The 20,698-nt window shown below is 55.0% G+C and carries 18 protein-coding genes and 1 tRNA gene; 8 read left to right on the plus strand and 11 right to left on the minus strand.

The window, feature by feature from the left end:
* Positions 1-13: 13 nt before the first annotated feature.
* The 4 genes from ada to mgtE all read left to right on the plus strand — a co-directional run bounded on the left by ada (position 14) and on the right by mgtE (position 4,992).
* The gene (gene ada / locus F3J29_RS02245; protein WP_166864863.1) at positions 14-1,084 is read left to right on the plus strand and encodes a bifunctional DNA-binding transcriptional regulator/O6-methylguanine-DNA methyltransferase Ada; all 1,071 of its coding nucleotides are present in this window, start codon (positions 14-16) and stop codon (positions 1,082-1,084) included.
* Positions 1,084-1,725 (plus strand): DNA oxidative demethylase AlkB, encoded by a 642-nt coding sequence (gene alkB / locus F3J29_RS02250; protein WP_166862666.1) that lies wholly within the window; start codon positions 1,084-1,086, stop codon positions 1,723-1,725. Before ada ends, alkB begins: the two co-directional genes overlap by 1 nt.
* Positions 1,726-1,808: 83 nt before the next feature.
* Complete coding sequence (locus tag F3J29_RS02255; protein ID WP_166862667.1) at positions 1,809-3,455, plus strand: multidrug ABC transporter permease/ATP-binding protein; 1,647 nt, start codon at positions 1,809-1,811, stop codon at positions 3,453-3,455.
* A gap of 109 nt (positions 3,456-3,564) precedes the next feature.
* Complete coding sequence (mgtE, locus tag F3J29_RS02260; RefSeq protein ID WP_166862668.1) at positions 3,565-4,992, plus strand: magnesium transporter; 1,428 nt, start codon at positions 3,565-3,567, stop codon at positions 4,990-4,992.
* A gap of 42 nt (positions 4,993-5,034) precedes the next feature.
* Here mgtE and F3J29_RS02265 read toward each other — a convergent pair whose 3' ends face one another.
* From F3J29_RS02265 to F3J29_RS02280, 4 genes are all read right to left on the minus strand, one after another.
* Positions 5,035-6,036 (minus strand): glycosyltransferase family 8 protein, encoded by a 1,002-nt coding sequence (locus tag F3J29_RS02265; RefSeq protein WP_166862669.1) that lies wholly within the window; start codon positions 6,034-6,036, stop codon positions 5,035-5,037.
* Positions 6,037-6,197: 161 nt separating this feature from the next.
* Positions 6,198-6,274: transfer RNA gene (locus tag F3J29_RS02270), tRNA-Pro, on the minus strand.
* A gap of 76 nt (positions 6,275-6,350) precedes the next feature.
* Positions 6,351-8,114 (minus strand): LPS biosynthesis-modulating metalloenzyme YejM, encoded by a 1,764-nt coding sequence (yejM, locus tag F3J29_RS02275; RefSeq protein ID WP_166862670.1) that lies wholly within the window; start codon positions 8,112-8,114, stop codon positions 6,351-6,353.
* A gap of 19 nt (positions 8,115-8,133) precedes the next feature.
* Positions 8,134-8,361, minus strand: coding sequence for a YejL family protein (locus F3J29_RS02280; protein ID WP_008459871.1), 228 nt, complete (start codon positions 8,359-8,361; stop codon positions 8,134-8,136).
* 136 nt (positions 8,362-8,497) lie between these two features.
* Between F3J29_RS02280 and yejK the strand changes: the two genes are divergently transcribed.
* Entirely contained in the window at positions 8,498-9,505 is a 1,008-nt protein-coding gene (gene yejK / locus F3J29_RS02285; protein ID WP_166862671.1) for a nucleoid-associated protein YejK, read from the plus strand.
* 54 nt (positions 9,506-9,559) lie between these two features.
* Here yejK and F3J29_RS02290 read toward each other — a convergent pair whose 3' ends face one another.
* The 3 genes from F3J29_RS02290 to radD all read right to left on the minus strand — a co-directional run bounded on the left by F3J29_RS02290 (position 9,560) and on the right by radD (position 12,281).
* Positions 9,560-10,015 carry a DOPA 4,5-dioxygenase family protein gene (locus F3J29_RS02290; RefSeq protein WP_166862672.1) on the minus strand — a complete coding sequence of 152 codons (456 nt, stop codon included), beginning with the start codon at positions 10,013-10,015 and terminating at the stop codon, positions 9,560-9,562.
* 93 nt (positions 10,016-10,108) lie between these two features.
* Positions 10,109-10,393 carry a 50S ribosomal protein L25 gene (gene rplY, locus F3J29_RS02295; protein ID WP_008459879.1) on the minus strand — a complete coding sequence of 95 codons (285 nt, stop codon included), beginning with the start codon at positions 10,391-10,393 and terminating at the stop codon, positions 10,109-10,111.
* A gap of 127 nt (positions 10,394-10,520) precedes the next feature.
* Entirely contained in the window at positions 10,521-12,281 is a 1,761-nt protein-coding gene (gene radD, locus F3J29_RS02300) for a DNA repair helicase RadD (RefSeq protein ID WP_166862674.1), read from the minus strand.
* Between the two features lie 198 nt (positions 12,282-12,479).
* On the opposite strand from radD, the gene rsuA reads away from it, so the two are divergent.
* The 3 genes from rsuA (at position 12,480) to F3J29_RS02315 (ending at position 15,075) form a co-directional block, all read left to right on the plus strand.
* Positions 12,480-13,181, plus strand: coding sequence for a 16S rRNA pseudouridine(516) synthase RsuA (gene rsuA / locus F3J29_RS02305; protein WP_166862676.1), 702 nt, complete (start codon positions 12,480-12,482; stop codon positions 13,179-13,181).
* Between the two features lie 15 nt (positions 13,182-13,196).
* Positions 13,197-14,393, plus strand: a complete 1,197-nt coding sequence (locus F3J29_RS02310) for a Bcr/CflA family multidrug efflux MFS transporter (RefSeq protein WP_166862678.1) — start codon at positions 13,197-13,199, stop codon at positions 14,391-14,393.
* A 337-nt stretch (positions 14,394-14,730) separates the two neighbouring features.
* Entirely contained in the window at positions 14,731-15,075 is a 345-nt protein-coding gene (locus F3J29_RS02315; RefSeq protein ID WP_166862680.1) for a YejG family protein, read from the plus strand.
* 3 nt (positions 15,076-15,078) lie between these two features.
* Here F3J29_RS02315 and yejF read toward each other — a convergent pair whose 3' ends face one another.
* Genes yejF through F3J29_RS02335 form a run of 4 tightly spaced genes read right to left on the minus strand, consistent with a single transcriptional unit; the run spans position 15,079 to position 20,591 of the window.
* Positions 15,079-16,668 (minus strand): microcin C ABC transporter ATP-binding protein YejF, encoded by a 1,590-nt coding sequence (yejF, locus tag F3J29_RS02320; RefSeq protein WP_166862682.1) that lies wholly within the window; start codon positions 16,666-16,668, stop codon positions 15,079-15,081.
* 2 nt (positions 16,669-16,670) lie between these two features.
* On the minus strand, positions 16,671-17,696 hold the full coding sequence (locus tag F3J29_RS02325; protein WP_166862684.1) for a microcin C ABC transporter permease: 1,026 nt from the start codon (positions 17,694-17,696) through the stop codon (positions 16,671-16,673).
* Positions 17,693-18,790, minus strand: coding sequence for a microcin C ABC transporter permease YejB (locus F3J29_RS02330; protein WP_166862686.1), 1,098 nt, complete (start codon positions 18,788-18,790; stop codon positions 17,693-17,695). Before F3J29_RS02330 ends, F3J29_RS02325 begins: the two co-directional genes overlap by 4 nt.
* Before the next feature lies 1 nt (position 18,791).
* Positions 18,792-20,591, minus strand: a complete 1,800-nt coding sequence (locus tag F3J29_RS02335; RefSeq protein ID WP_286175201.1) for an extracellular solute-binding protein — start codon at positions 20,589-20,591, stop codon at positions 18,792-18,794.
* Positions 20,592-20,698 lie beyond the last annotated feature (107 nt).

Below are 20,698 nucleotides of genomic sequence, written 5' to 3' on the forward strand. Positions count from 1 at the left end.
TGAGGTCTCGATGATGAAGCAGACAAACGGGTACATCACAGAGCAGCAACGCTGGCAGGCGGTGGAACAGCGCGATACACAGGCTGACGGGCAATTCGTTTTTGCCGTCAAAACAACCGGTATTTTCTGTCGGCCTTCCTGCAGCGCCCGCCGCCCGCTGCGTGAAAATACAGTCTTCTACGCTACTTCCGAAGCGGCGCTAGAGGCGGGATTTCGCTCCTGTAAGCGCTGCCAGCCGGATAAGCTTTCCCCTGAGCTCCAGCGAGTGGCGCGCATTGAAGAGGCCTGCCGGATTATTGAATCCAGCGAAGTACCGTTGACCCTTGATGCGCTAGCCGGGCGGGTCGCCATGAGCAGCTTTCACTTCCATCGCCTCTTTAAAAGCGTAACGGGCCTGACGCCAAACGCATGGCAAAAAGCGCACCGCGCTCGCCGTTTACGTGCTGGTCTGGCGCAAGGGAAAGGGGTGACAAACGCCATTTTTGATGCAGGTTTTCAGTCAGGGAGCGCGTATTACCATCAGGCGGATGCTGCGCTGGGCATGACGGCAAGCCAGTATCGTAAAGGTGGAGCCCGTGCCCACGTCCAGTTTGTGGTTGGTACCTGCCAGCTAGGCGAGTTTTTGGTGGCGGAAAGCGAGCGCGGTATTTGCGCAATTTTGTTGGGCGAGAACGCCGAAACGCTTATTGGTGAGCTGGAAACTGAATTTCCCTCCTCACACCTTACGCCTGGCGATGAGGCATTCGCTTCACGCGTGGCGCAGGTAATAAGCTTTATTGAATCGCCTACGGCTGACTTTTCGCTGCCGCTGGATATTCGCGGGACGGCATTTCAGCAACAGGTGTGGCAGGCGCTACGATCCGTGCCGCCTGGATCCACCGTTAGCTATAGCGAGCTGGCGGAACGTATCGGTAAACCTGCCGCCGTGCGGGCCGTGGCCGGAGCCTGCGCGGCCAATACGCTGGCGGTTGCCATTCCCTGTCACCGCGTGATCCGCAGCGACGGGGGGCTATCAGGCTATCGCTGGGGCGTGGAACGCAAGCGTCAGCTGCTGAAAAACGAAACGAGAAGGCAGAAAGAATAATGCTGGATTTGTTTGCTGATGAATCTCCGTGGGAAGAGCCCCTTGCTGACGGGGCGACAATCCTGCGCCGCTTCGCGCGGGAAGATGCCAGCGCGCTGATGGCCGGCGTTCTGGAGGTCTCTCAGCAGGCGCCTTTCCGCCATATGGTGACGCCCGGCGGCTACACCATGTCGGTGGCAATGACCAACTGCGGCGCGTTAGGCTGGAGCACCAATCAGCATGGCTACCTCTATTCGCCGCAGGATCCGCTGACCGGGCAGGGCTGGCCATTGATCCCTGATGTATTCCTGTCCATTTGCAACCGAGCCTCACGTGCGGCGGGTTACCTGGATTTTGAACCCGATGCCTGCCTGATCAACCGCTATGCCACAGGTACAAAACTGTCTCTGCACCAGGATAAAGACGAGCCTGATTTGCGCCAGCCCATAGTTTCGATTTCGCTTGGGTTGCCTGCCATATTTCAGTTTGGGGGCCTGCAGCGCGGAGACCCTTTACAACGTATCATGCTGGAGCATGGGGACGTTGTGGTATGGGGGGGCGCATCACGGCTTTTTTATCACGGGATTCTGCCACTCAAACCCGGTTTTCATCCGCTCACCGACCAATTCCGCTACAACCTGACTTTTCGCCGCGCCGCGTAAGACGAATAAAAATAAGAATTATTCTTGATGTGGGCAGCGAGCCGTTTAAACTGCTCGCTGTTTTATTTTGCAGGTAGGAAATCATGGAGCTACTTCGTGTGGTTTATCGCCAGTATCGCTGGCCTTTTCTGATGGTCATGGCGTTAAGCCTGGCAAGTGCGGCGCTGGGCATTGGCCTGATTGCGTTCATTAACCAGCGTCTGATTGAGACACCCGATCTTACCTTCGCGGTTTTACCGGAGTTCATGGGATTACTCTTGTTGCTGATGGCCGTGACGCTTGGCTCTCAGCTGGCGTTAACCACCCTTGGCCACCATTTTGTTTTTCGCCTGCGCAGCGAGTTTATCAAGCGCCTGATGGATACCGACGTAGAGCGCGTCGAGCAGTTGGGCAGCGCGGCGCTGTTGGCCGGATTAACCAGCGACGTGCGAAACATTACGATTGCCTTTGTGCGCCTTCCGGAACTGGTACAAGGCATTATTCTGGCTATTGGTTCCGCAGCTTACCTCGCCTGGCTGTCTCCTAAAATGCTGGGTGTGACCACCGTATGGCTGGTAATCACCATTGTGGGCGGTTACCTGCTGGTGGCGCGGGTATACCGGCACATGGCCCAGCTTCGGGAAATCGAAGACAAGCTTTATCACGATTATCAAACCGTGATTGAAGGGCGCAAGGAACTTGCCCTGAACCGCGAACGTGCGGAGCGGATGTACGAAGACACCTACACGCCCCACGCTGCCGATTATCGAAATAATATTATCCGCGCAGATACTTACCACCTTAGCGCCGTGAACTGGTCAAACATTATGATGCTGGGGGCGATTGGCCTGGTGTTCTATATGGCTAACAGCCTGGGCTGGTCCGATACCAACGTGGCGGCAACTTTTTCTTTAACGCTGCTATTTCTTCGCACGCCGCTCCTTTCCGCCGTAGGGGCGTTACCGACGCTGCTGAGCGCTCAGGTTGCCTTCAATAAGCTGAATAAGTTCCAGCTCGCCCCTTACGATGCTGCATTTCCCCGTTCGAAGGTTTCTGGAAACTGGCAGCAGCTTGAAATGCGCGACGTCGTGTTTCAATACGGGGATAACAGCTTTAGCGTTGGCCCGCTGAACCTCACTATCAAGCGCGGGGAGCTGCTGTTTCTGATTGGCGGTAACGGCAGCGGAAAATCAACCCTGGCGATGCTGCTGACAGGACTTTATCAGCCGGCCAGCGGGGCCATTTACCTTGATGGCCAGCGCGTTGAGACCCGGACGCAGGATGACTACCGCCGGCTATTCTCAGCGGTATTCACCGACGTTTGGTTATTTGACCGCCTTCTGGGGGCACAGGGTAAGCAGGCTAATCCTGAGCTGGTCAACGGCTGGCTCGAGCGGCTGAAGATGAGCAGCAAACTGGAGCTGGACAATGGCACCATCCTCAACCTCAAGCTTTCGAAAGGGCAGCGCAAGCGCGTGGCGCTGCTGCTGGCGATAGCGGAAGAGCGCGATATCATCCTGCTCGATGAATGGGCCGCAGACCAGGATCCCCATTTCCGTCGTGAATTCTACCAGGTATTGCTGCCGTTAATGCAGCAAATGGGGAAAACGATCTTTGCCATCAGCCATGACGACCACTACTTTATTCACGCTGACCGGCTTTTAGAAATGCGCCAGGGCCAGCTCAGCGAGCTGACCGGCGATGAGCGGGCACAAGCTTCACGTGACGCTGTGGCAAGAACGGGTCATTAATTCAGCGCCGCCTAAACAAAGTAAAAAAACCAGCCAATTAAGGCTGGTTTTTTGTTTTCTTCATCCTGTCAGGCTATAAACTAACTCGTCGTTTCCAGGGAATTATTTTATGACCGCCATTCAGAAGTACAGCACCAAAGAGCGTGACCAGGACAGGGCACGTATTCTGCAAATTCTGCTGACCAACAAAGCCGTCGCCAGCGGTATTCTGGCCAAAGAGCCTTTTGCTGAAACACAGAGCGCCGAGCAGGATATCGCCGAGATAGTGACGCTGGTTGGGCGACTGCCCGCGCCGGATCTCGCCGATGTCCTGGAAGCCTTGCCAACGGAAGAGCGTTTAGCGCTGTGGAGCCTCGTTACCGAAGACCGGCGCGGTAGCGTGCTGGTTGAGGCTTCAGAAACGGTCTGGGATGACCTGATTGAAGATATGAGCGATAAAGCGCTGCTCAACGCGCTGCGCCCGCTGGATATCGACGATCAGATCTATCTGGCGCAGTATCTTCCTCGCGATCTGGTCGGGCGCTTGCTGGCCACGCTGCCGCAGAATGAGCGCACGCAAGTTCGCCAGATCCTGCATTATGACAAGCACAGCGTTGGCGCGATCATGGATTTTGAAGTGATCACCGTACGTCCTGACGTCACGCTTGCCGTTGTGCAGCGCTACCTTCGTATTCGCGGCAAAGTGCCGCAGAACACCGACAAACTGTTTGTCACCAGCCGGGACAAAACGCTGTTGGGCGAGCTGGACCTCACCGCGATTTTACTGCATTCGCCACAAACGCCGGTGCTGAAGGTGATGGACGACAACCCCACCTGCTTCGCGCCGGAGGATCATGACGAACAGGCCGCGCGTACCTTTGAACGTGATGACTTGATCAGCGCCGCAGTGATTGACAGCACCGGCAAACTGATGGGGCGCTTAACGGTGGATGAGATTGTTGACGTGGTGTACGAGGAAACCGACAACGATCTTCGCCGCATGGGCGGCCTGAGTACCGAAGAAGATGTCTTTGCGCCAGTCAGCAAAGCCGTGCGTACCCGCTGGGCCTGGCTTGCCATAAACCTTTGTACGGCGTTTGTGGCCTCACGCGTGATTGGATTATTTGAACATACCATTTCTCAACTGGTGGCTTTGGCATCGCTGATGCCGATCGTGGCGGGCATCGGCGGTAACACCGGTAATCAGACGATTACCATGATTGTACGCGCGCTGGCGCTGCAGCATATTCAGGCGGGGAACATCTCTTTCCTGATGCTTCGTGAACTGGGCGTGGCGCTGATCAACGGGCTGGTCTGGGGGGGCGTAATGGGAGGCATCACCTGGCTGCTGTATAGCGACGCGGCTATGGGTGGAGTAATGACGCTGGCGATGATCCTGAATCTTCTGGTCGCGGCGCTGATGGGCGTGGTTATTCCGATGACGATGACCAAACTGGGCAAAGATCCTGCCGTCGGCTCAAGCGTGATGATCACTGCCATTACGGATACGGGAGGGTTTTTTATCTTCCTGGGGCTGGCTACGCTGTTCCTGCTGTGATCCGAAATAACGCCCTGATGTATTTTCAGGGCGTGGCTGATTTTATTTCTTCAGCCCCAATTTCTTCACAACATACCTTACCTGAGTGATAAGACTGGCGAGGTACTTCTTCTGACGGTATTCGTGCTTCGAACGCAGTTTAAGAAGGCTGACGGTGTGCGCGTCCTGCAGCGGCAGCCCTTTCCACGGCGAATGCTCATAGGCAATATCAAAATAGACGGAGGCGGGGTAGCGCATCCATTGCAGCCAGGGTTTCGAGCCGCTGGTGTAGTGAATAAAGATCGTCTCGTCGGTGATGGCTTCGCCATGCTGATGCGACGTTTTAAGCCCAAAATGATGGGCTGCGTCATAAATCTGATTATATTTTCCCGGCAGCAACAGACTGTTTTTATGGAAAAGAATATTCAGCACGTCCTGGTCCAGGAAGCTGTATTCCGTGGTTTTGTCGCCAATCATTGCCAGCGCTTTTTCGGTAAAGTTATTTAGCTTCCACTGTTCGAGATTCAGGTAAATCATCCCGGCATTAAAGTAGTTACCTTCCATTCCTGACAGCCCCAGGCGCCCCTCACACGTTTTCTGCACCGAACCCAGATCCGGCACCACGGCGGCATATTTCTCTCTTAGCTGGATATCAAACAGCTCGTCGGGGCTGGCTTTGCACATCACATCAGCATCAAGATAGAGAACCCTTTTCCTTGTGGCGGATAAATAGTTGAATGCGATAAAGCGGTAGTAGGTTGCAATTGTCCATTTAGCGCGCACGGGAAAATCTGCGAAAGCGGTTCTGTCGATCAGGTAAAGATAAACGTTGGTCTGGAATTTTTGCGCCAGTACGTTAAATTTTTCGAGGTGATCGCTGCTCAAAAAATCAGTAAAGAAATGGAAATTAAATTTTTTGCGGCTATTGATGAGTAACGATGTGGCGGAGACCCCAGCCCCTAATAAAAAGTTCTTGTCGATGCTATAAACGACATCGTGAATCTCTTCATCCTGTCCTGATTCGCCGTACTCATTACTAACAATGTATTTAACAATACGTTCCATTGCAGATTAGCCTATTTTGTTCTGAAGGACTGGTCCCTAGTTTGCTAATATGCCAAAAATTCGCACCGGGCGGAAGGGCATGCCATTCTCTTTGCCTGCCGGATACGGAATTTTCAGGCATAAAAAAACCAGCCATAAGAGGCTGGTTTTAAATGATTATTTGGTCGGCACGAGAGGATTTGAACCTCCGACCCCCGACACCCCATGACGGTGCGCTACCAAGCTGCGCTACGTGCCGACGCAGGAGAATAATAGTACATTTTTCCGCGTTGATTGCAAGGGAATACGCAGCTAACTGTCTTATAAATAAACAATTAGTTGGCGATAAACCGTTTCTCGTCAGTCAGCACTTGCAGCAGTAAATCCAGCTGCGGCTTGGTTTCATTGATCCGCTTACCCTGCAGGTCGTACATCAGATAGTTGCCGTTGTTTTTGAGCACCAGCGTCATCTCGGGCGTTGTCACCGCCAGGGTTTGATTGTCTGCACCGATCACCCAATTGTTACGGCGCGTAGCGGCAAATAAATCCTCACCCTGAGAGTACTCATTGGCCGCCGTTTTAACGTGCAGCAGACGCTGCATCAGGGTGGTCATCACGTCCTGATGATCGGTGAGTTTGGTGATGGTCTGCGCAGGCGTACCCGGCCAGTGAATCACCAGCGGCACCTGAATCCGCGCACGTGACCAGGCGAAAGAGTCACGCTGGTTGCCGAGAGGGATCCCGTGGCCTGCAGTAATGATAACTACCGTGTTTTGCAGCTTGCCTGCAGCTTCCAGCGCATCCAGTACGCGTTTAATTTGCTCATCGACGTTCCCGGCTGCGCGTGAATAGCGCTGCTCAAAGCCCTGCTGATTACCGTTGTCGTCGATATTTGTGCCGTTAAAGGCGACCCAGGAGAACCAGCGGTTGTCCTCGGAAGCGTACTGGTTAAGCCAACTTATCCATTGTGTCGTCGTCTGGCTATCGGTCTGGCTTTTGGCCGGGCGCAGCGAGAAATCAGACAGCAGTGCCTGGCGGTACATCGCAGAGTTAAAGCCGTCGGATGCAAACAGGCCAAGCTGGTAGCCCTGCTGATTTAAACCCGTAATCAGTGCGGCAGGGGTGCGGTTTGAAAGCACGCCGTCCATATAAGCAGGGGAGATGCCGTAGAACAGGCCGAAGATGCCGCTATCGGTGTTATTCCCGGAGCTCATGTGCTGAGTAAAGCGGATGTTATCGTGAGCAAATGCCTTCAGCGCCGGCATATCTTTGCTCATGCTTGCGGCGTTGAGCCCATCAACGGTAATCAGCAGCACATTGTTTCCGATCCCCATATCACGGAATTGCAGATTACTCAGCGGATACTGGACCGACAGCGCCTCCGGGCTACCTTGCTCAACCAGCCTGCGCTGGTACTCCTGGGCATCCAGCAGACCGTGTTTTTCAAGGAAGCGACGTGCAGTCATTGGATAGGAGAGCGGCAGATTCGCCCGTTGCATAGTAATGGGACGATAGAAGTTAGCATCCGCCCAGATGTACATCAGGTGGCTGCTGAAGAAAGAGATAAAAAACAGAACGACTAAAGGACGCGCGTATTGCCGACGACGCCCGAGGCTGCGCAGTTTTTGCCAGCTCCACGTCGCAAACAGCATCTCAATAAGCAAAATTACCGGCACGCTAATAAACATCAGCTGCCAGTCGCGGGCCATCTCCCCCTGGTCGGGGTTAATCACCAGTTCCCAGACGGTGGGATTAAGGTGGAGGTGGAAGCGCGTGAAAACTTCGCTGTCTATCAGCAAGAGCGTCATGCCTGCGGTGGCTAAGGCCGCGCTGATAAAGCGCAGCAGGCGCTGCGACATGACGATGAATGTCAGCGGAAAGATAAGCAGTAAATAGGCGGCAAATACCAAAAAACTGAAGTGCCCAACAACGCTAATGTACGAATAAATTCGCCCCGTCAGCGTCGTTGGCCAGTCGGCGATAAACAGATAGCGGCTACCCAGCAGCATGGCCAGCAGGATATTAAACAGGGCGAACCAGTGCCCCCAACTGACCATTTGGGAAACTTTTTCGCGGTAGCGCTGACGGTTAGTCACCATAACTTGTTACGATAGTTCCTTAGTGGGCTTTATCTTCGCTCACCGAAGCTTGAAGCGCCTCAGCAAAGGAGCGAGCCAAAGGACGACGCTGAGCGGACGCTACGTCGGTGTTTATCAGATTGGTGACCATATTTCCCAAAACCATCAGGGAAAGATCGGTAGGCGCGTGGTGTTTTTCCAGCACGGCCGCCAGCTCGGTCAGCATCGCTTCAACTTGTTCGTCACTGTAGCGGGATGTTTGTGGCATAAATTAAAAATCATTCTTATTCGGGAAAGGGCATTATCTTACCGTAGCAGGGACGATTTTTCCGCTTTTTTATCACGACTTGCGTCCCGGTAGCGGCAGTGGTTGAATACCGCCCGGTCTTAAAGGAGAGTTTAACATGAGTCTGGATATCAACCAGATTGCCCTGCATCAATTGATTAAGCGCGATGAGCAGACGCTGGACGTCGTGCTGCGCGATTCGCTGCTGGCAACTGACGGTGCTGTCGAAGAGATGATGGCGGAACTGCATCGCGTATATAGCGCTAAAAATAAAGCTTACGGCTTGTTCAGCGAAGAGAGCGAACTGGCCGAAGCGCTGCGCCTGCAGCGAAATGGCGATGAAGATTTTCTTGCCTTTACCCGTGCGGCGACCGGTCGTCTTCGCGATGAGCTGGCAAAATACCCGTTTGCCGATGGCGGCATCGTGCTGTTCTGCCATTACCGTTACCTGGCGGTCGAATATCTGCTGGTGGCAGTGTTGAATAATCTGAGCAGCATGCGCGTTAACGAAGAGCTGGATATCAGCGCGACACACTACCTCGACATCAACCATGCGGATATCGTGGCGCGCATTGATTTGACCGAATGGGAAACCAATCCGGAATCTACCCGCTATCTGACCTTCCTGAAGGGCAGAGTGGGGCGCAAAGTGGCCGATTTCTTTATGGACTTCCTGGGCGCCAGCGAAGGGTTAAACGCCAAAGCGCAAAACAAAGGTCTACTTCAGGCGCTGGACGACTTCACTACCGAAGCTCAGCTGGACAAAAATGAACGCCAGGCCGCGCGCCAGCAGGTTTACGCTTACTGCAACGAGCAACTTCAGGCGGGGGAGGAAATCGAACTCTCTTCTCTGGCGGATGAGCTGCCGTGGGCGGTAGACGACAAAAACTTCCAGCAGTTCACCGCCGAAAAAGGCTATGAGCTGGAAGAGAGCTTCCCGGCGGATCGCGGCACGCTGCGGCAGTTGACGAAATACGCCGGTAGCGGCGGCGGGTTGACGATTAACTTTGATGCCATGCTGCTGGGTGAGCGTATTTTCTGGGATCCGGCCACCGACACCTTAACCATTAAAGGGACGCCGCCGAATCTGCGCGATCAGCTTCAGCGCCGTACTGCTGGTAAATAACCTGCCAACAAGGCCCGTCTGTTTTTAGCCGGGCCGTATCAACCTCGCGAATGCTTACGGCGACACCGTCGGGGCTGTATTCGGGATATAGTCTGGCTCCGGCCCTTCGTTTTCAGGCAGGCGCAGCAAATGGCGAATCTCCAGCTTTTGCCCCATCCATACTGCGTGATCGGTATGATCCGCCCTGGGCTGCCCGGTGTTGGGATGCAGCAGCACGGTTAACCCGCAGCGGTTCAGCATCAACCACGGCGCAAATCGCGCAAACTCCTCCGGCATAAAAGCGACCTGGTACATCGGTAGCGCATGAGGGCCAACGGGCACATCGTGCCAGCGCCCCAGCAGCACTGAAAAACGCAGCGCAATCTCTGCCCGGAGCCGCTCCGCAATCAGCCTTTGCTCAGGCGTCTCGAAATAGATATGGGCGTGGAAGCTTTGTATCGTCCTGATAGCCTGGATATCCTTCTCTACGGCGGGGAGCAGCGATGCACCCGCAGGGATTTTTTCAACCATGGAATTTGTCTCTTTTGGCCAGGCGTGGCGTCGGAATGCTTATATAACAAAAAACCCCGCCGAAGCGGGGTTTTTTTCGAACTAAACTCGCGATTAAGCGCGAACGAAGTCGATGTGAGTCAGTTTTGGCTTGAACGGGTGACGCTGCACAGCCTGAACTTTCACTTTTACTTCTTTACCGTCGATAGACAGGGTCAGAACTTCTTCGTAGAAACCAGGTTTAGCCTGCTGGTTCATTACGGCGTCGTGATCCAGTTCGATGGATACAGGAGCTTCCGCGCCACCATAAACGATAGCTGGGAATTTGTTTGCTGCACGCAGGCGGCGGCTCGCACCCTTGCCATGCTCTTTACGTTCTACTGCATTGATAGTAAACATTGAATGTTTCTCTTTAAATAAGCCTGCTACAGGCGACCCAGCAGCAGGTAAAGTTTTCTGCTTTGCGGATGCAAAAGCGGGCGGCATTATAGCCGTATCCGGCTCTGCCGGCAATGAAAAGTACCGCTTAGCCGCGTAATTCGTTGGCCCGGCGGAAGCGCCCATGGTAGTCAAAAACCTTTTCACGCACGTTCCAGAACTGGCCATTTTTACGGGCTACCACAAAATCTGGATGGCGCAGCAGCGCCTGCTGTGCCACAACATCCGCGACGGTGATCCAGCGTAACGGCACGCCGGGCGCGCGGGAGTGCGGGCGGATAAACAGCTGTTCAAACGCCATGCGCTGGGCTGGCGTCTGGAGGCGGAAGCGCTCGCTAACGTCCGCGCCATCTTCGTCGAAATAGGTGATTTTAAGCCAATCGCCCTTAGCATCTCCGCCGGGCTGAAGCGTCATGCCGCTGCAGCGCAGCACCAGGGCATCTTTCAGCTTCAGCGCCGCTTTCAGCATATCGTCCGGGTCGACCAGCACATGGTCACACTGATGGCAGCGGCGGGCGGCGATATCGTTTTCAGCATTGCAGTTAGGGCAGTTTTTGAAGCGGAAGCGGTAATCGCACTGCTCGCGCAGGCCATCGTCGTCTTCAAACCAGCCCTGGCAGCGGCGGCCAAAGTGTTCAATCACCTTGCCGTCAGCGGTGGTTTTCCCCCAGAAGGTATTGGCAAACCCGCAGGAGGGGCAAAAGACCTGCACCGGCACGTTGTCGCTCTTCCCTTTGGCGCTGCCCACTTCCGGCGTGAATAAATCGTGTGGGTTTCCGGCATAGTCGAGAATCAGGCAGTCTTTTTTCCCCGGAGAGAGACGCAGGCCGCGGCCAACAATTTGTTGGTAAAGGCTAACTGACTCGGTAGGGCGCAGAATGGCTATCAGATCAACGTGCGGCGCGTCAAAGCCGGTGGTCAGTACCGCTACGTTAACCAAAAAGCGGAATTGCTGGTTTTTAAAAGCGTCGATGAGCTTGTCGCGCGCAGGGCCTGGCGTGTCGGCGGTGATCAGGGCTGCATCGTTTGCGGGCAAGAGGGCGGTTATCTCTTTCGCGTGCTCTACCGTGGCGGCAAAGATCATCACGCCGCGTCGGTCTGCGGCAAATTCAACGATCTGGCTGATAATGTGCGGCGTGATGCGTTTTTGTTGTTTCAGCTCGCGGTTCAGGTCCGCCTCGCTGAACAGCCCGTTGGACTGCGCCTGCAGACGGCTAAAATCGTACTGTACCACCGGCATATCCAGCCGTTCCGGCGGCGTCAGGTAACCGTGCTTAATCATATAGCGCAGCGGAAGCTCGTAAATGCAGTCGCGAAACAGCGCTTTTTCATCGCCGCGAACCATGCCGTGGTAATGAAACTGATAAATCCAGCCTTTACCGAGGCGGAAGGGCGTGGCGGTCAGCCCCAATAGACGCAGCCTGGGATTGTTGCCGCGCAGATGCGCCAGAATCTGCTGATACTGGCTTTCGTCGCTGTCGCCGATGCGGTGGCACTCGTCGACAATCAGCAGGGAAAACTCACCGTGGAAATGCTCGAGGTTGCGGGCAACGGACTGAACGCTGCCGAACACGACTTTGCCCTGGCTTTCCCTGCGCTGCAGGCCCGCGGCGAAGATATCCGCTTCCAGCCCGAGGGAGACATACTTCGCATGGTTTTGCGCCACAAGCTCTTTCACATGAGCCAGCACCAGCACGCGCCCGCGCGCCACTTTTGCCAGCTCCGCGATCACCAGGCTTTTGCCCGCGCCGGTGGGCAACACGATGACGGCAGGTTCAGGGTGCTTGCGGAAGTAGCTGAGGGTGGCATCCACCGCTTCTTGCTGGTAGGGACGAAGTGTAAAAGACATGGCCGGGCGGTTTTTCAACCTTGTTATCAAATGACTGCAACGATTATGCCATAAAGCATCGTTTTACCTTGAGAGAGTTTTTGATGTCGCTATACTGGCAAACTAATTATCAGGCAAACCAATTTCCACCTGAATGTGGGCTTCAGCCCCTGCCGCACGCTCGCTTGTCGGCACCTTCATGAAACAGGCAATACACTAATGCGACTCGATAAATTTATCTCTCAGCAGCTCGGCATCAGCCGCGCTATTTCTGGCCGTGAAATCCGCGCTAACCGCATCACCATCGACGGTGAAGTTGTGCGCGACGCCTCTTTTAAACTGCTGCCGGAACATCAGGTCGCGTTTGACGGTAATCCGCTGACCCAGCAGCACGGCCCGCGCTACTTCATGCTAAACAAGCCGCAGGGTTACGTTTGTTCTACCGACGATCCCGATCACCCAACGGTGCTTTACTTTCTCGACGAGCCGGTGGCGCACAAGCTGCACGCCGCGGGTCGCCTGGATATCGACACCACCGGTCTGGTGCTGATGACGGACGACGGTCAGTGGTCGCACCGCATTACCTCTCCGCGCCATCACTGCGAGAAAACCTATCTGGTGACGCTGGAATCACCGGTTGAAGAAGGCACGGCGGAACACTTCGCCAAAGGCGTTCAGCTGCATAATGAGAAAGATCTCACCAAACCTGCCGTGCTGGAAGTCATCACGCCGACCGAAGTGCGTCTCACCATCAGCGAAGGACGTTACCATCAGGTAAAGCGCATGTTTGCCGCCGTTGGCAATCATGTGGTTGGTCTGCACCGTGAGCGCATTGGCGACATCGCCCTGGATGCTGAACTGGCGCCAGGGGAGTACCGCCCGTTAACCGAACAGGAAATTGCCAGCGTCGGCATGCCCTAATCACCGGAGTCACTTTTGAGCCGTAAACAGAACTCTTCTGTCGGTATTATCGTTATCCTTGGCCTGCTGGCGATGCTGATGCCGCTGTCCATTGATATGTACTTACCGGCGTTGCCGATGATAGCCCAGGGCTTTAATGTCCCGGCGGGCAGCGCACAAATGACCCTCAGTACCTATATTCTGGGCTTTGCCATCGGGCAGATCTTCTACGGGCCGATGGCCGATAGCCTGGGGCGTAAGCCGGTGGTGCTGGGCGGCACGCTGGTGTTCGCGCTGGCGGCAATTGCCTGTGCGCTTGCACAGACCATCGATCAGCTTATCTGGATGCGTTTTCTGCACGGCCTCGCGGCGGCGGCGGCGAGCGTGGTGATCAACGCCCTGATGCGCGATATCTACCCGAAAGAAGAGTTCTCCCGAATGATGTCTTTCGTGATGTTGATTACCACCATTGCGCCGCTGGTGGCTCCAATGATCGGGGGCGCAGTGCTGGTGTGGTACAGCTGGCATACGATCTTCTGGATTCTGGCCGCCGCCGCGCTGCTGGCATCGGCGATGATTTTCTTCTTTATTCACGAAACGCTTGCCCCTGAAATGCGGCAGAAGTTTAATTTGCGCACCACGGCGGGCAATTTCGCCACGCTTTTCCGCCATAAGCGGGTGCTGAGCTATATGCTGGCCAGCGGCTTCAGCTTTGCCGGGATGTTCTCGTTCCTCAGCGCCGGGCCGTTCGTCTACATCGAATTAAACCATGTTTCGCCGCAGCACTTTGGCTATTACTTTGCGCTGAACGTCGTGTTCCTGTTCTTCATGACCATGATCAATAGCCGCTTTGTGCGCCGGGTGGGGGCAATAAACATGTTCCGTACCGGGCTGTGCATTCAGTTCGTGATGGCTTTGTGGCTGGTGGTCAGCAGCCAGCTGGACTTCGGCTTCTGGGCGATGGTGCTTGGCGTGGCGGTGTTTATCAGCTGCGTGTCGCTGGTGTCCTCCAATGCAATGGCGGTCATTTTAGATGAATTTCCGCATATGGCCGGCACGGCGTCTTCGCTGGCCGGGACATTCCGCTTTGGCATCGGCGCGTTAACCGGGGCGCTTCTCTCGGTGGCTACCTTTAACACCGCGTGGCCGATGATTTGGTCCATTGCTATTTGTGCGACGGCCTCCGTGCTGTTCTATTTTTACGCCAGTAAAGCCCGCCACACGAAAGTCTAAAAAGCCACGGGCGTTTATGTTCATAAACGCCCGTGTTCTTCCCGAAAATTCCCCTATAATCCCTGTGAGTACAGGATATATGTTTCCTAGATGTAAAAGCTTCAACTGTAAAAAGTCACAACTTTGTAGTTAAAAAGGTTGAGTTAGATCTCAGAAAGCGATACATATAGCGCCGAAACGCGTGCTATAGCACAAAAATAAAGCGTTATTTTTGAAATCTCTACATGAGATGTGAGCCGTTTTAATGCTCGTTTAAACGCAATTTATCAACATTGTGTTAACCTTTGTGTAAAGAGTTTGAGATAAATTGCCGATTGGAACTTCCGGGGAAATGAAATTGAACACCATACAACTGTCCATCGTGCATCGTCTGCCGCAGAGCTACCGCTGGTTGACGGGTTTTGCAGGCTCCAAAGTTGAACCGATTCCGCAAAATGCGCAACAGGATGACGATTGCCTGATTGGCCTGAAGCTGCTTAGCCCCGACGGGGAAAAAGCGTGGCCAATCATGGATACGCTCAGCCAGGCATTAAGCGACATTGAAGTGGACAGTTCGGTCGTGGAGTGTGAAGGCGAGCCGTGCCTGTTTGTTAACCTGCAGGACGAGCTGGCGGCAACCTGTCGCCTGAAAAATGTGGGCGTCGCTATCGCCGAGTCTTTTTCCAGCCATAATCCTTTCTGAATCTCAGGCGAGCGCCAGAAGCTGACGCGCGTAGTCGCTTTGCGGGGCGCTAAAGATCTGCCTGCAGTCTCCCTGTTCGACAACTTCTCCCTGACGCAGGACCACCATCTGATGGCAAAGCGCTTTCACTACCTGTAAATCATGGCTGATGAAGATATAAGCCAGGCGGTGCTTTTCCTGCAGTGATTTTAGCAGCGCCAGAATCTGAGCCTGAACCGAGCGATCGAGCGAAGAGGTAGGTTCATCCAGCACGATAAGCTGCGGCTGCAAAATCAACGCTCTGGCGATAGCGATGCGCTGACGCTGGCCACCGGAAAACTCAGCCGGGTAGCGGTGGAGCATATCTGCCAGCAGCCCGACCTCTTCCAGCGCCTGAATCACTCTGGCTTTACGTTCTGCGGCATTTAACGTCGGGTGATGCACCCGCAGACCTTCCTCTACAATTTGCAGCACATCCAGGCGTGGATTCAGCGCCGAATTGGGATCCTGGAACACCACCTGCACTTGGCGGCGCAGCGGCAGCAGCTGCCTGCGGTTGAGCTGGTGGAGCGGCTGGCCGTCAAACCAAATAGCGCCCGTGGAATGAATCAATCGCAGCAGCGCCAGGCCGGTGGTGCTTTTGCCCGATCCTGATTCCCCAACCAGCCCGAGGCTTTCCCCTGGCCGCAGTTCAAAACTGAGATTTTTAAGCCCGTAGTGGTATCCCACCGTTCTTTTCAGCAGTCCCCGGCGAATGGGAAATGCGACCTGTAGACTCTCAACTTTGAGCAGGGGATTAACGTCGGCTGCCAGCGGCACGGGATCGCCGGACGGTTCAGCGTTCAGCAGCTGCTGGGTATAGGGGTGCTGTGGATGACTGAACAGATCGGTGGTGGGTTGTTGCTCCACGCATTTGCCGTGGCGCATCACCGCCACGTTGTCCGCCAGCTTTTTCACGATACTCAGGTTGTGGGTGATAAACAGCAGGCCCATATTCAGCTCCTGCTTCAGCTCTTGCAACAGCTGCAGGATCTGCGCCTGAACCGAAACATCCAGCGCCGTCGTCGGTTCATCGGCAATCAGTAATTCAGGGCGGGTCAGCAGCGCCATCGCAATCATTACGCGCTGCCGTTCGCCGCCGGACAGCAGGTGAGGGTAGTCCTGGAGCCGGGTCGCAGGGTTGCGAATGCCCACGCGATCGAGGCAGGTGAGGATCTCCGCGCGGGCAGGTTCAGGCCGCATTCCCCGGTGGAGAGAGAGCACTTCATACAGCTGTTTTTCGAGGGTGTGCAAAGGATTGAGCGACACCATCGGTTCCTGAAATATCATTGCGATTTTGTTGCCACGCACGCCACGCAGCGTCTTTTCCGGGGTGTTTAGCAGATCTTTGCCGTGAAACAAAATTTCACCGGAGGGATAAACCACCGGCGGAGACGGCAGCAGGCGCAGCACGGAGAGCGCCGTCACGCTCTTGCCTGAGCCAGACTCGCCGACCAGCGCAAGGGTTTCACCCGCTTCCACCTGAAGCGAAACCGAGTCCACCACCTGCCGCAGGTTTTTGCCCTGCTGGAAAGCAATAGAAAGATGGTTGATAGCGAGAAGCGGAGTGGTCATGGTCAATGCGCCTTAGCCGGATCAAAGGCGTCACGAACCGCTTCGCCAATAAATATTAACAGGGAGAGCAAGATGGCCAAAGACAAGAAAGCGGAGATGCCCAGCCACGGCGCCTGAAGGTTATTTTTGCCCTGAAGCACCAATTCCCCCAAAGAGGGCGACCCCAGCGGCAGACCAAAACCAAGGAAATCCAGCGAGGTTAATGTCGTTATCGACGCGCACAGAATGAACGGCAGGAAGGTCAGGGTAGCCACCATGGCGTTAGGCAGCATATGCCGGGTCATGATAGACCAGTCGCTGACGCCCATTGCCTGAGCCGCGCGAATATAGTCGAAGTTGCGGGTGCGCAAAAATTCCGCCCGCACAACGCCTACCAGTCCCATCCAGCCAAACAAAACGGTGATACCCAGCAGCCACCAAAAATTAGGCTGTACCACGCTGGAGAGCATAATGATCAAAAACAGCGTCGGCATGCCGGACCAGACTTCAATCAACCGTTGCCCCCACAGATCAATGCGTCCGCCGTAATAGCCCTGTACCGCCCCGGCCAGCACGCCAATGATGCTGGAGAAAAAGGTCAGTAACAGGCCGAAGAGCACGGAAATACGAGTGCCGTAGAGGATCCTCGCCAGCACATCGCTGCCGTTGGCGTCGGTGCCAAGCCAGTTTTGTGCGCTGGGCGGCGAAGGAAAAGGGACATTGCTGGCGTAGTTGATGGTGTTGCTACTAAAACGGATAGGCGCCCAGAGGACCCAGCCTTTTTCATTCAGGCGTTCCGTTAACCAGGGATCCTGGTAGTCTGCCGGGGTTGAGAGCGGGCCGCCAAAATCACTTTCACTGTAGTTTTTCAGCACCGGGAACCAGAGCTTGCCTTCGTAGCTCACCAGCAGCGGGCGCTCGTTGGCGACCAGCTCAGCCCCCATGCTCAGGACAAAAATCAGCGCAAAGATCCACAGCGACCAGTAGCCGCGACGGTTCTGGCGAAAGCGCGCCCAGCGCGCCTGGTTGACCGGGCTTAATCTGCTCATCCTCGTCCCTCAAAATCGATACGGGGGTCGACCAGCGTGTAGGTAACATCGCTGATGATATTGGTCAGCAGGCCAATCAGACTAAAAATATAAAGCGTGCCGAAAATCACCGGGTAGTCGCGGGAAATCGTGGCTTCGTAGCCCAGCAGGCCCAGCCCGTTAAGGGAGAACATCACCTCAATCAGCAGCGAGCCGGTGAAGAACATGCTGATAAACGTTGCCGGGAAACCGGCAATCACCAGCAGCATCGCGTTACGAAAGATGTGGCGATAGAGGATTTTTTTCTCATCCAGCCCTTTGGCTCGCGCCGTCACCACGTATTGCTTGCGAATTTCATCGAGAAAGGCGTTTTTCGTCAGCATGGTTAAGGTGGCAAAGCCGCCGATAACCGTCGCCAGCACGGGCAGCGTGATGTGCCACAGGTAGTCGGTGATTTTGCTGTACCAGGGCAGGGTCTCAAAATTGGCCGACGTCAGTCCCCGCAGCGGGAACCAGTCGAGATAAGTGCCACCGGCAAACAGCACAATCAGCAGGATGGCAAATAAAAACGCCGGAATGGCGTAGCCGATAATAATGAAAATGCTGCTCCAGATATCAAAGCTGCTGCCGTTGCTGACCGCCTTACGGATCCCCAGCGGAATCGACACCAGATAGATAATTAGCGTGCTCCACAGCCCGATGGAAATGGAAACGGGCAGGCTGTCTTTAATCAGATTAATCACCGAAGAACTGCGGAACAGGCTATTACCAAAGTCGAAGCGTAAATAGTCACCGAGCATCGTGAAATAGCGCTCATGCAACGGTTTGTCGAACCCGTAACGATGCACAATCTCTGCTATCACTTCCGGATCCAGGCCGCGGCCACCCCGGTACTGGCTGCTGGTGACATCACCCACGCCGGTGCGGGCATGGCCGCTGCCCATGGCGTCGTTGCTCATGCCCGGCATGCCGGTTGCGTGGCCCATTTGTATTGCGGCAATCGCCTGATCCACCGGTCCACCGGGGGCAATTTGCACGATGAAAAAGTTGATGGTGATGATTGCCCACAGCGTAGGAATAATAAGCAGCAAACGCCGCAGAATATACGCGCCCACGTTATTCCCCCTGACGCCGGTCGGCGGGCAGCTTCGCCGCTTTGTTGACGTCATACCACCAGTTATCAAACCCGGTGCCGTAGAGCGGATGAATGGCGGGGCGGGAGAACTTATTCCACCAGGCCAGGCGGTCGGCCGACATATACCACATCGGCAACATGTAGTTGTTCCAGGTCAGCACGCGGTCAAGGGCACGACCCAGCGGCAGCAGTTTTTTCTTATCGCCCTGGCTGGCGATGATCATCCCGATAAGCTTATCGATAACCGGGCTTTGCACGCCAGGAGCGTTATAGCTCGAATTGATATATTCCGACGCCCAGATAATTTGTAAATCCGGGCTTGGGTAAGGCATTGCGCTGTATAAACTTGGCATCATGTCGTAGTCGCGGCTGCGCAGCCGGCTTGAAAGCTGCGAGTTATCGACCTGGCGAATATTCATGGTGATGCCCAGGCGCTGCAAATTGCGCTGGAAGGGGAGGATCCATTGCGTGTTGCCGGCCGTGCCGGTCAGCAGTTCGAACACAAACGGCTTGCCGGTGGTGACGTTTACCAGCTTCTGGTCTTTTAATTCCCAGCCCGCTTCTTTGAGCAGGCCGAGCGCTTTGAGCAGATTCTCCCGATCAAATCCGCGGCCATCTGATTTAGGTGGGCTGTAGATTGAGGTGAAGACCTCCGGCGGGAGATCCTTTTTCATCGGCGCCAGCAGCATCAGTTCGTCGGCGTCTGGATAGCCGCGAGCGGCGTATTCGGTATTCTGAAAATAGCTGTTGGCCCGGCTGTAAGCGCCATAAAACAGCGCCTTGTTCATCCATTCAAAATCAAAGGCCAGGCCGATGGCTTCCCTTACCCGGCGGTCGCTGAAAATGGGGCGCTGGATGTTAAACGCCAGCCAGCGGGTATCCTGGGCGGATTCATTTTTCTGCTCATCTTTGACGATGTAATGGTTGCTGAAGTTTTTCCCGGTGTAGCGCGTGGCCCAGTTTTTGGCTGAGACCTCGGTGCGAAAATCGAACGCCCCGGCCTTGAACGCCTCAAAAGCAACGTCATCATCGAGATAATAGTCGTAGCGGATGGTATTAAAGTTCCAGCGCCCGCGGTTTACCGGCAGATTTGCCGCCCAGTAGTCCCGCACCCGCGAATAGGTGATGTATTGCCCCATTTTCCAGTCGGTGATTTTATACGGCCCGCTGGAAAGCGGTGGGGAAGAGAGCGGGTCGCTCAGCTTGTGATCCTTCCAGAACTTTTCCGGGAATACAGGGAGCGAAAACAGACCCAGCATCCGGTCTTTGCTTGGTGCGGCAAGCTCAATTCGTACGGTGAGCGGCGCAATGGCCCGTACCGTCGCCCCTTTATAAATCAGGCGGAACTGCGGCACGCCTTCCGTCATGAATTTATTGAAGGTGAAGGCGACGTCCTCGGCGGTAATCGGGCTGCCGTCCTGAAAGCGGGCTCGCGGGTTAATGGACACTTCCGCCCAGGCAAAATTGGATGGGTAGCGGGCCATCTCAGCAATCAAAGGATAATAGCTGCCGGGCTCGTCATTGGAAGTGGTGAATAGCGTGTCGTACAGGGTCTCGGTGCGAACGCCCGGGTTACCCCGCATGGCAAAACGGTTGAAGTTATCAAAGGTCCCAATGGCCGAGAGCGTGATATTGCCGCCCTTGGGGGCTGCGGGATTGACGTAATCAAATTGCGTGAAGTTGACGGCGTACTTAGGTTCGCCCAGCACCGCAAAAGAGTAGCTTTCGTTTATTTCTGCGGCGCGCGGCGTGAGGGAAAAGATACTCAGGCAAAGCAGCATCAGTGCACGTACAGCTTTTGTCATCTTCATTCCTTGCCCGGTGGATGGGAAAGCGCAGGCGTTATGCGGCCGTGCCCGGTAAGCCCATGATGGTTAATCATAAGTTA

Source organism: Enterobacter sp. Cy-643 (genome assembly GCF_011752815.1).
Lineage (GTDB): Bacteria > Pseudomonadota > Gammaproteobacteria > Enterobacterales > Enterobacteriaceae > Cedecea.

Excerpts from the sequence above, each read along its gene's own strand:
- F3J29_RS02290 (WP_166862672.1), bottom strand. The coding sequence starts at position 10,015 with ATGGTTGAAAAAATCCCTGCGGGTGCATCGCTGCTCCCCGCCGTAGAG.
- F3J29_RS02265 (WP_166862669.1), bottom strand. The coding sequence starts at position 6,036 with ATGGAACGTATTGTTAAATACATTGTTAGTAATGAGTACGGCGAATCA.
- alkB (WP_166862666.1), top strand. The coding sequence starts at position 1,084 with ATGCTGGATTTGTTTGCTGATGAATCTCCGTGGGAAGAGCCCCTTGCT.
- F3J29_RS02335 (WP_286175201.1), bottom strand. The coding sequence starts at position 20,591 with ATGCTGCTTTGCCTGAGTATCTTTTCCCTCACGCCGCGCGCCGCAGAA.
- rplY (WP_008459879.1), bottom strand. The coding sequence starts at position 10,393 with ATGTTTACTATCAATGCAGTAGAACGTAAAGAGCATGGCAAGGGTGCG.
- F3J29_RS02280 (WP_008459871.1), bottom strand. The coding sequence starts at position 8,361 with ATGCCACAAACATCCCGCTACAGTGACGAACAAGTTGAAGCGATGCTG.
- ada (WP_166864863.1), top strand. The coding sequence starts at position 14 with ATGAAGCAGACAAACGGGTACATCACAGAGCAGCAACGCTGGCAGGCG.
- yejM (WP_166862670.1), bottom strand. The coding sequence starts at position 8,114 with ATGGTGACTAACCGTCAGCGCTACCGCGAAAAAGTTTCCCAAATGGTC.
- F3J29_RS02325 (WP_166862684.1), bottom strand. The coding sequence starts at position 17,696 with ATGAGCAGATTAAGCCCGGTCAACCAGGCGCGCTGGGCGCGCTTTCGC.
- mgtE (WP_166862668.1), top strand. The coding sequence starts at position 3,565 with ATGACCGCCATTCAGAAGTACAGCACCAAAGAGCGTGACCAGGACAGG.
- F3J29_RS02255 (WP_166862667.1), top strand. The coding sequence starts at position 1,809 with ATGGAGCTACTTCGTGTGGTTTATCGCCAGTATCGCTGGCCTTTTCTG.
- radD (WP_166862674.1), bottom strand. The coding sequence starts at position 12,281 with ATGTCTTTTACACTTCGTCCCTACCAGCAAGAAGCGGTGGATGCCACC.
- rsuA (WP_166862676.1), top strand. The coding sequence starts at position 12,480 with ATGCGACTCGATAAATTTATCTCTCAGCAGCTCGGCATCAGCCGCGCT.
- yejF (WP_166862682.1), bottom strand. The coding sequence starts at position 16,668 with ATGACCACTCCGCTTCTCGCTATCAACCATCTTTCTATTGCTTTCCAG.
- yejK (WP_166862671.1), top strand. The coding sequence starts at position 8,498 with ATGAGTCTGGATATCAACCAGATTGCCCTGCATCAATTGATTAAGCGC.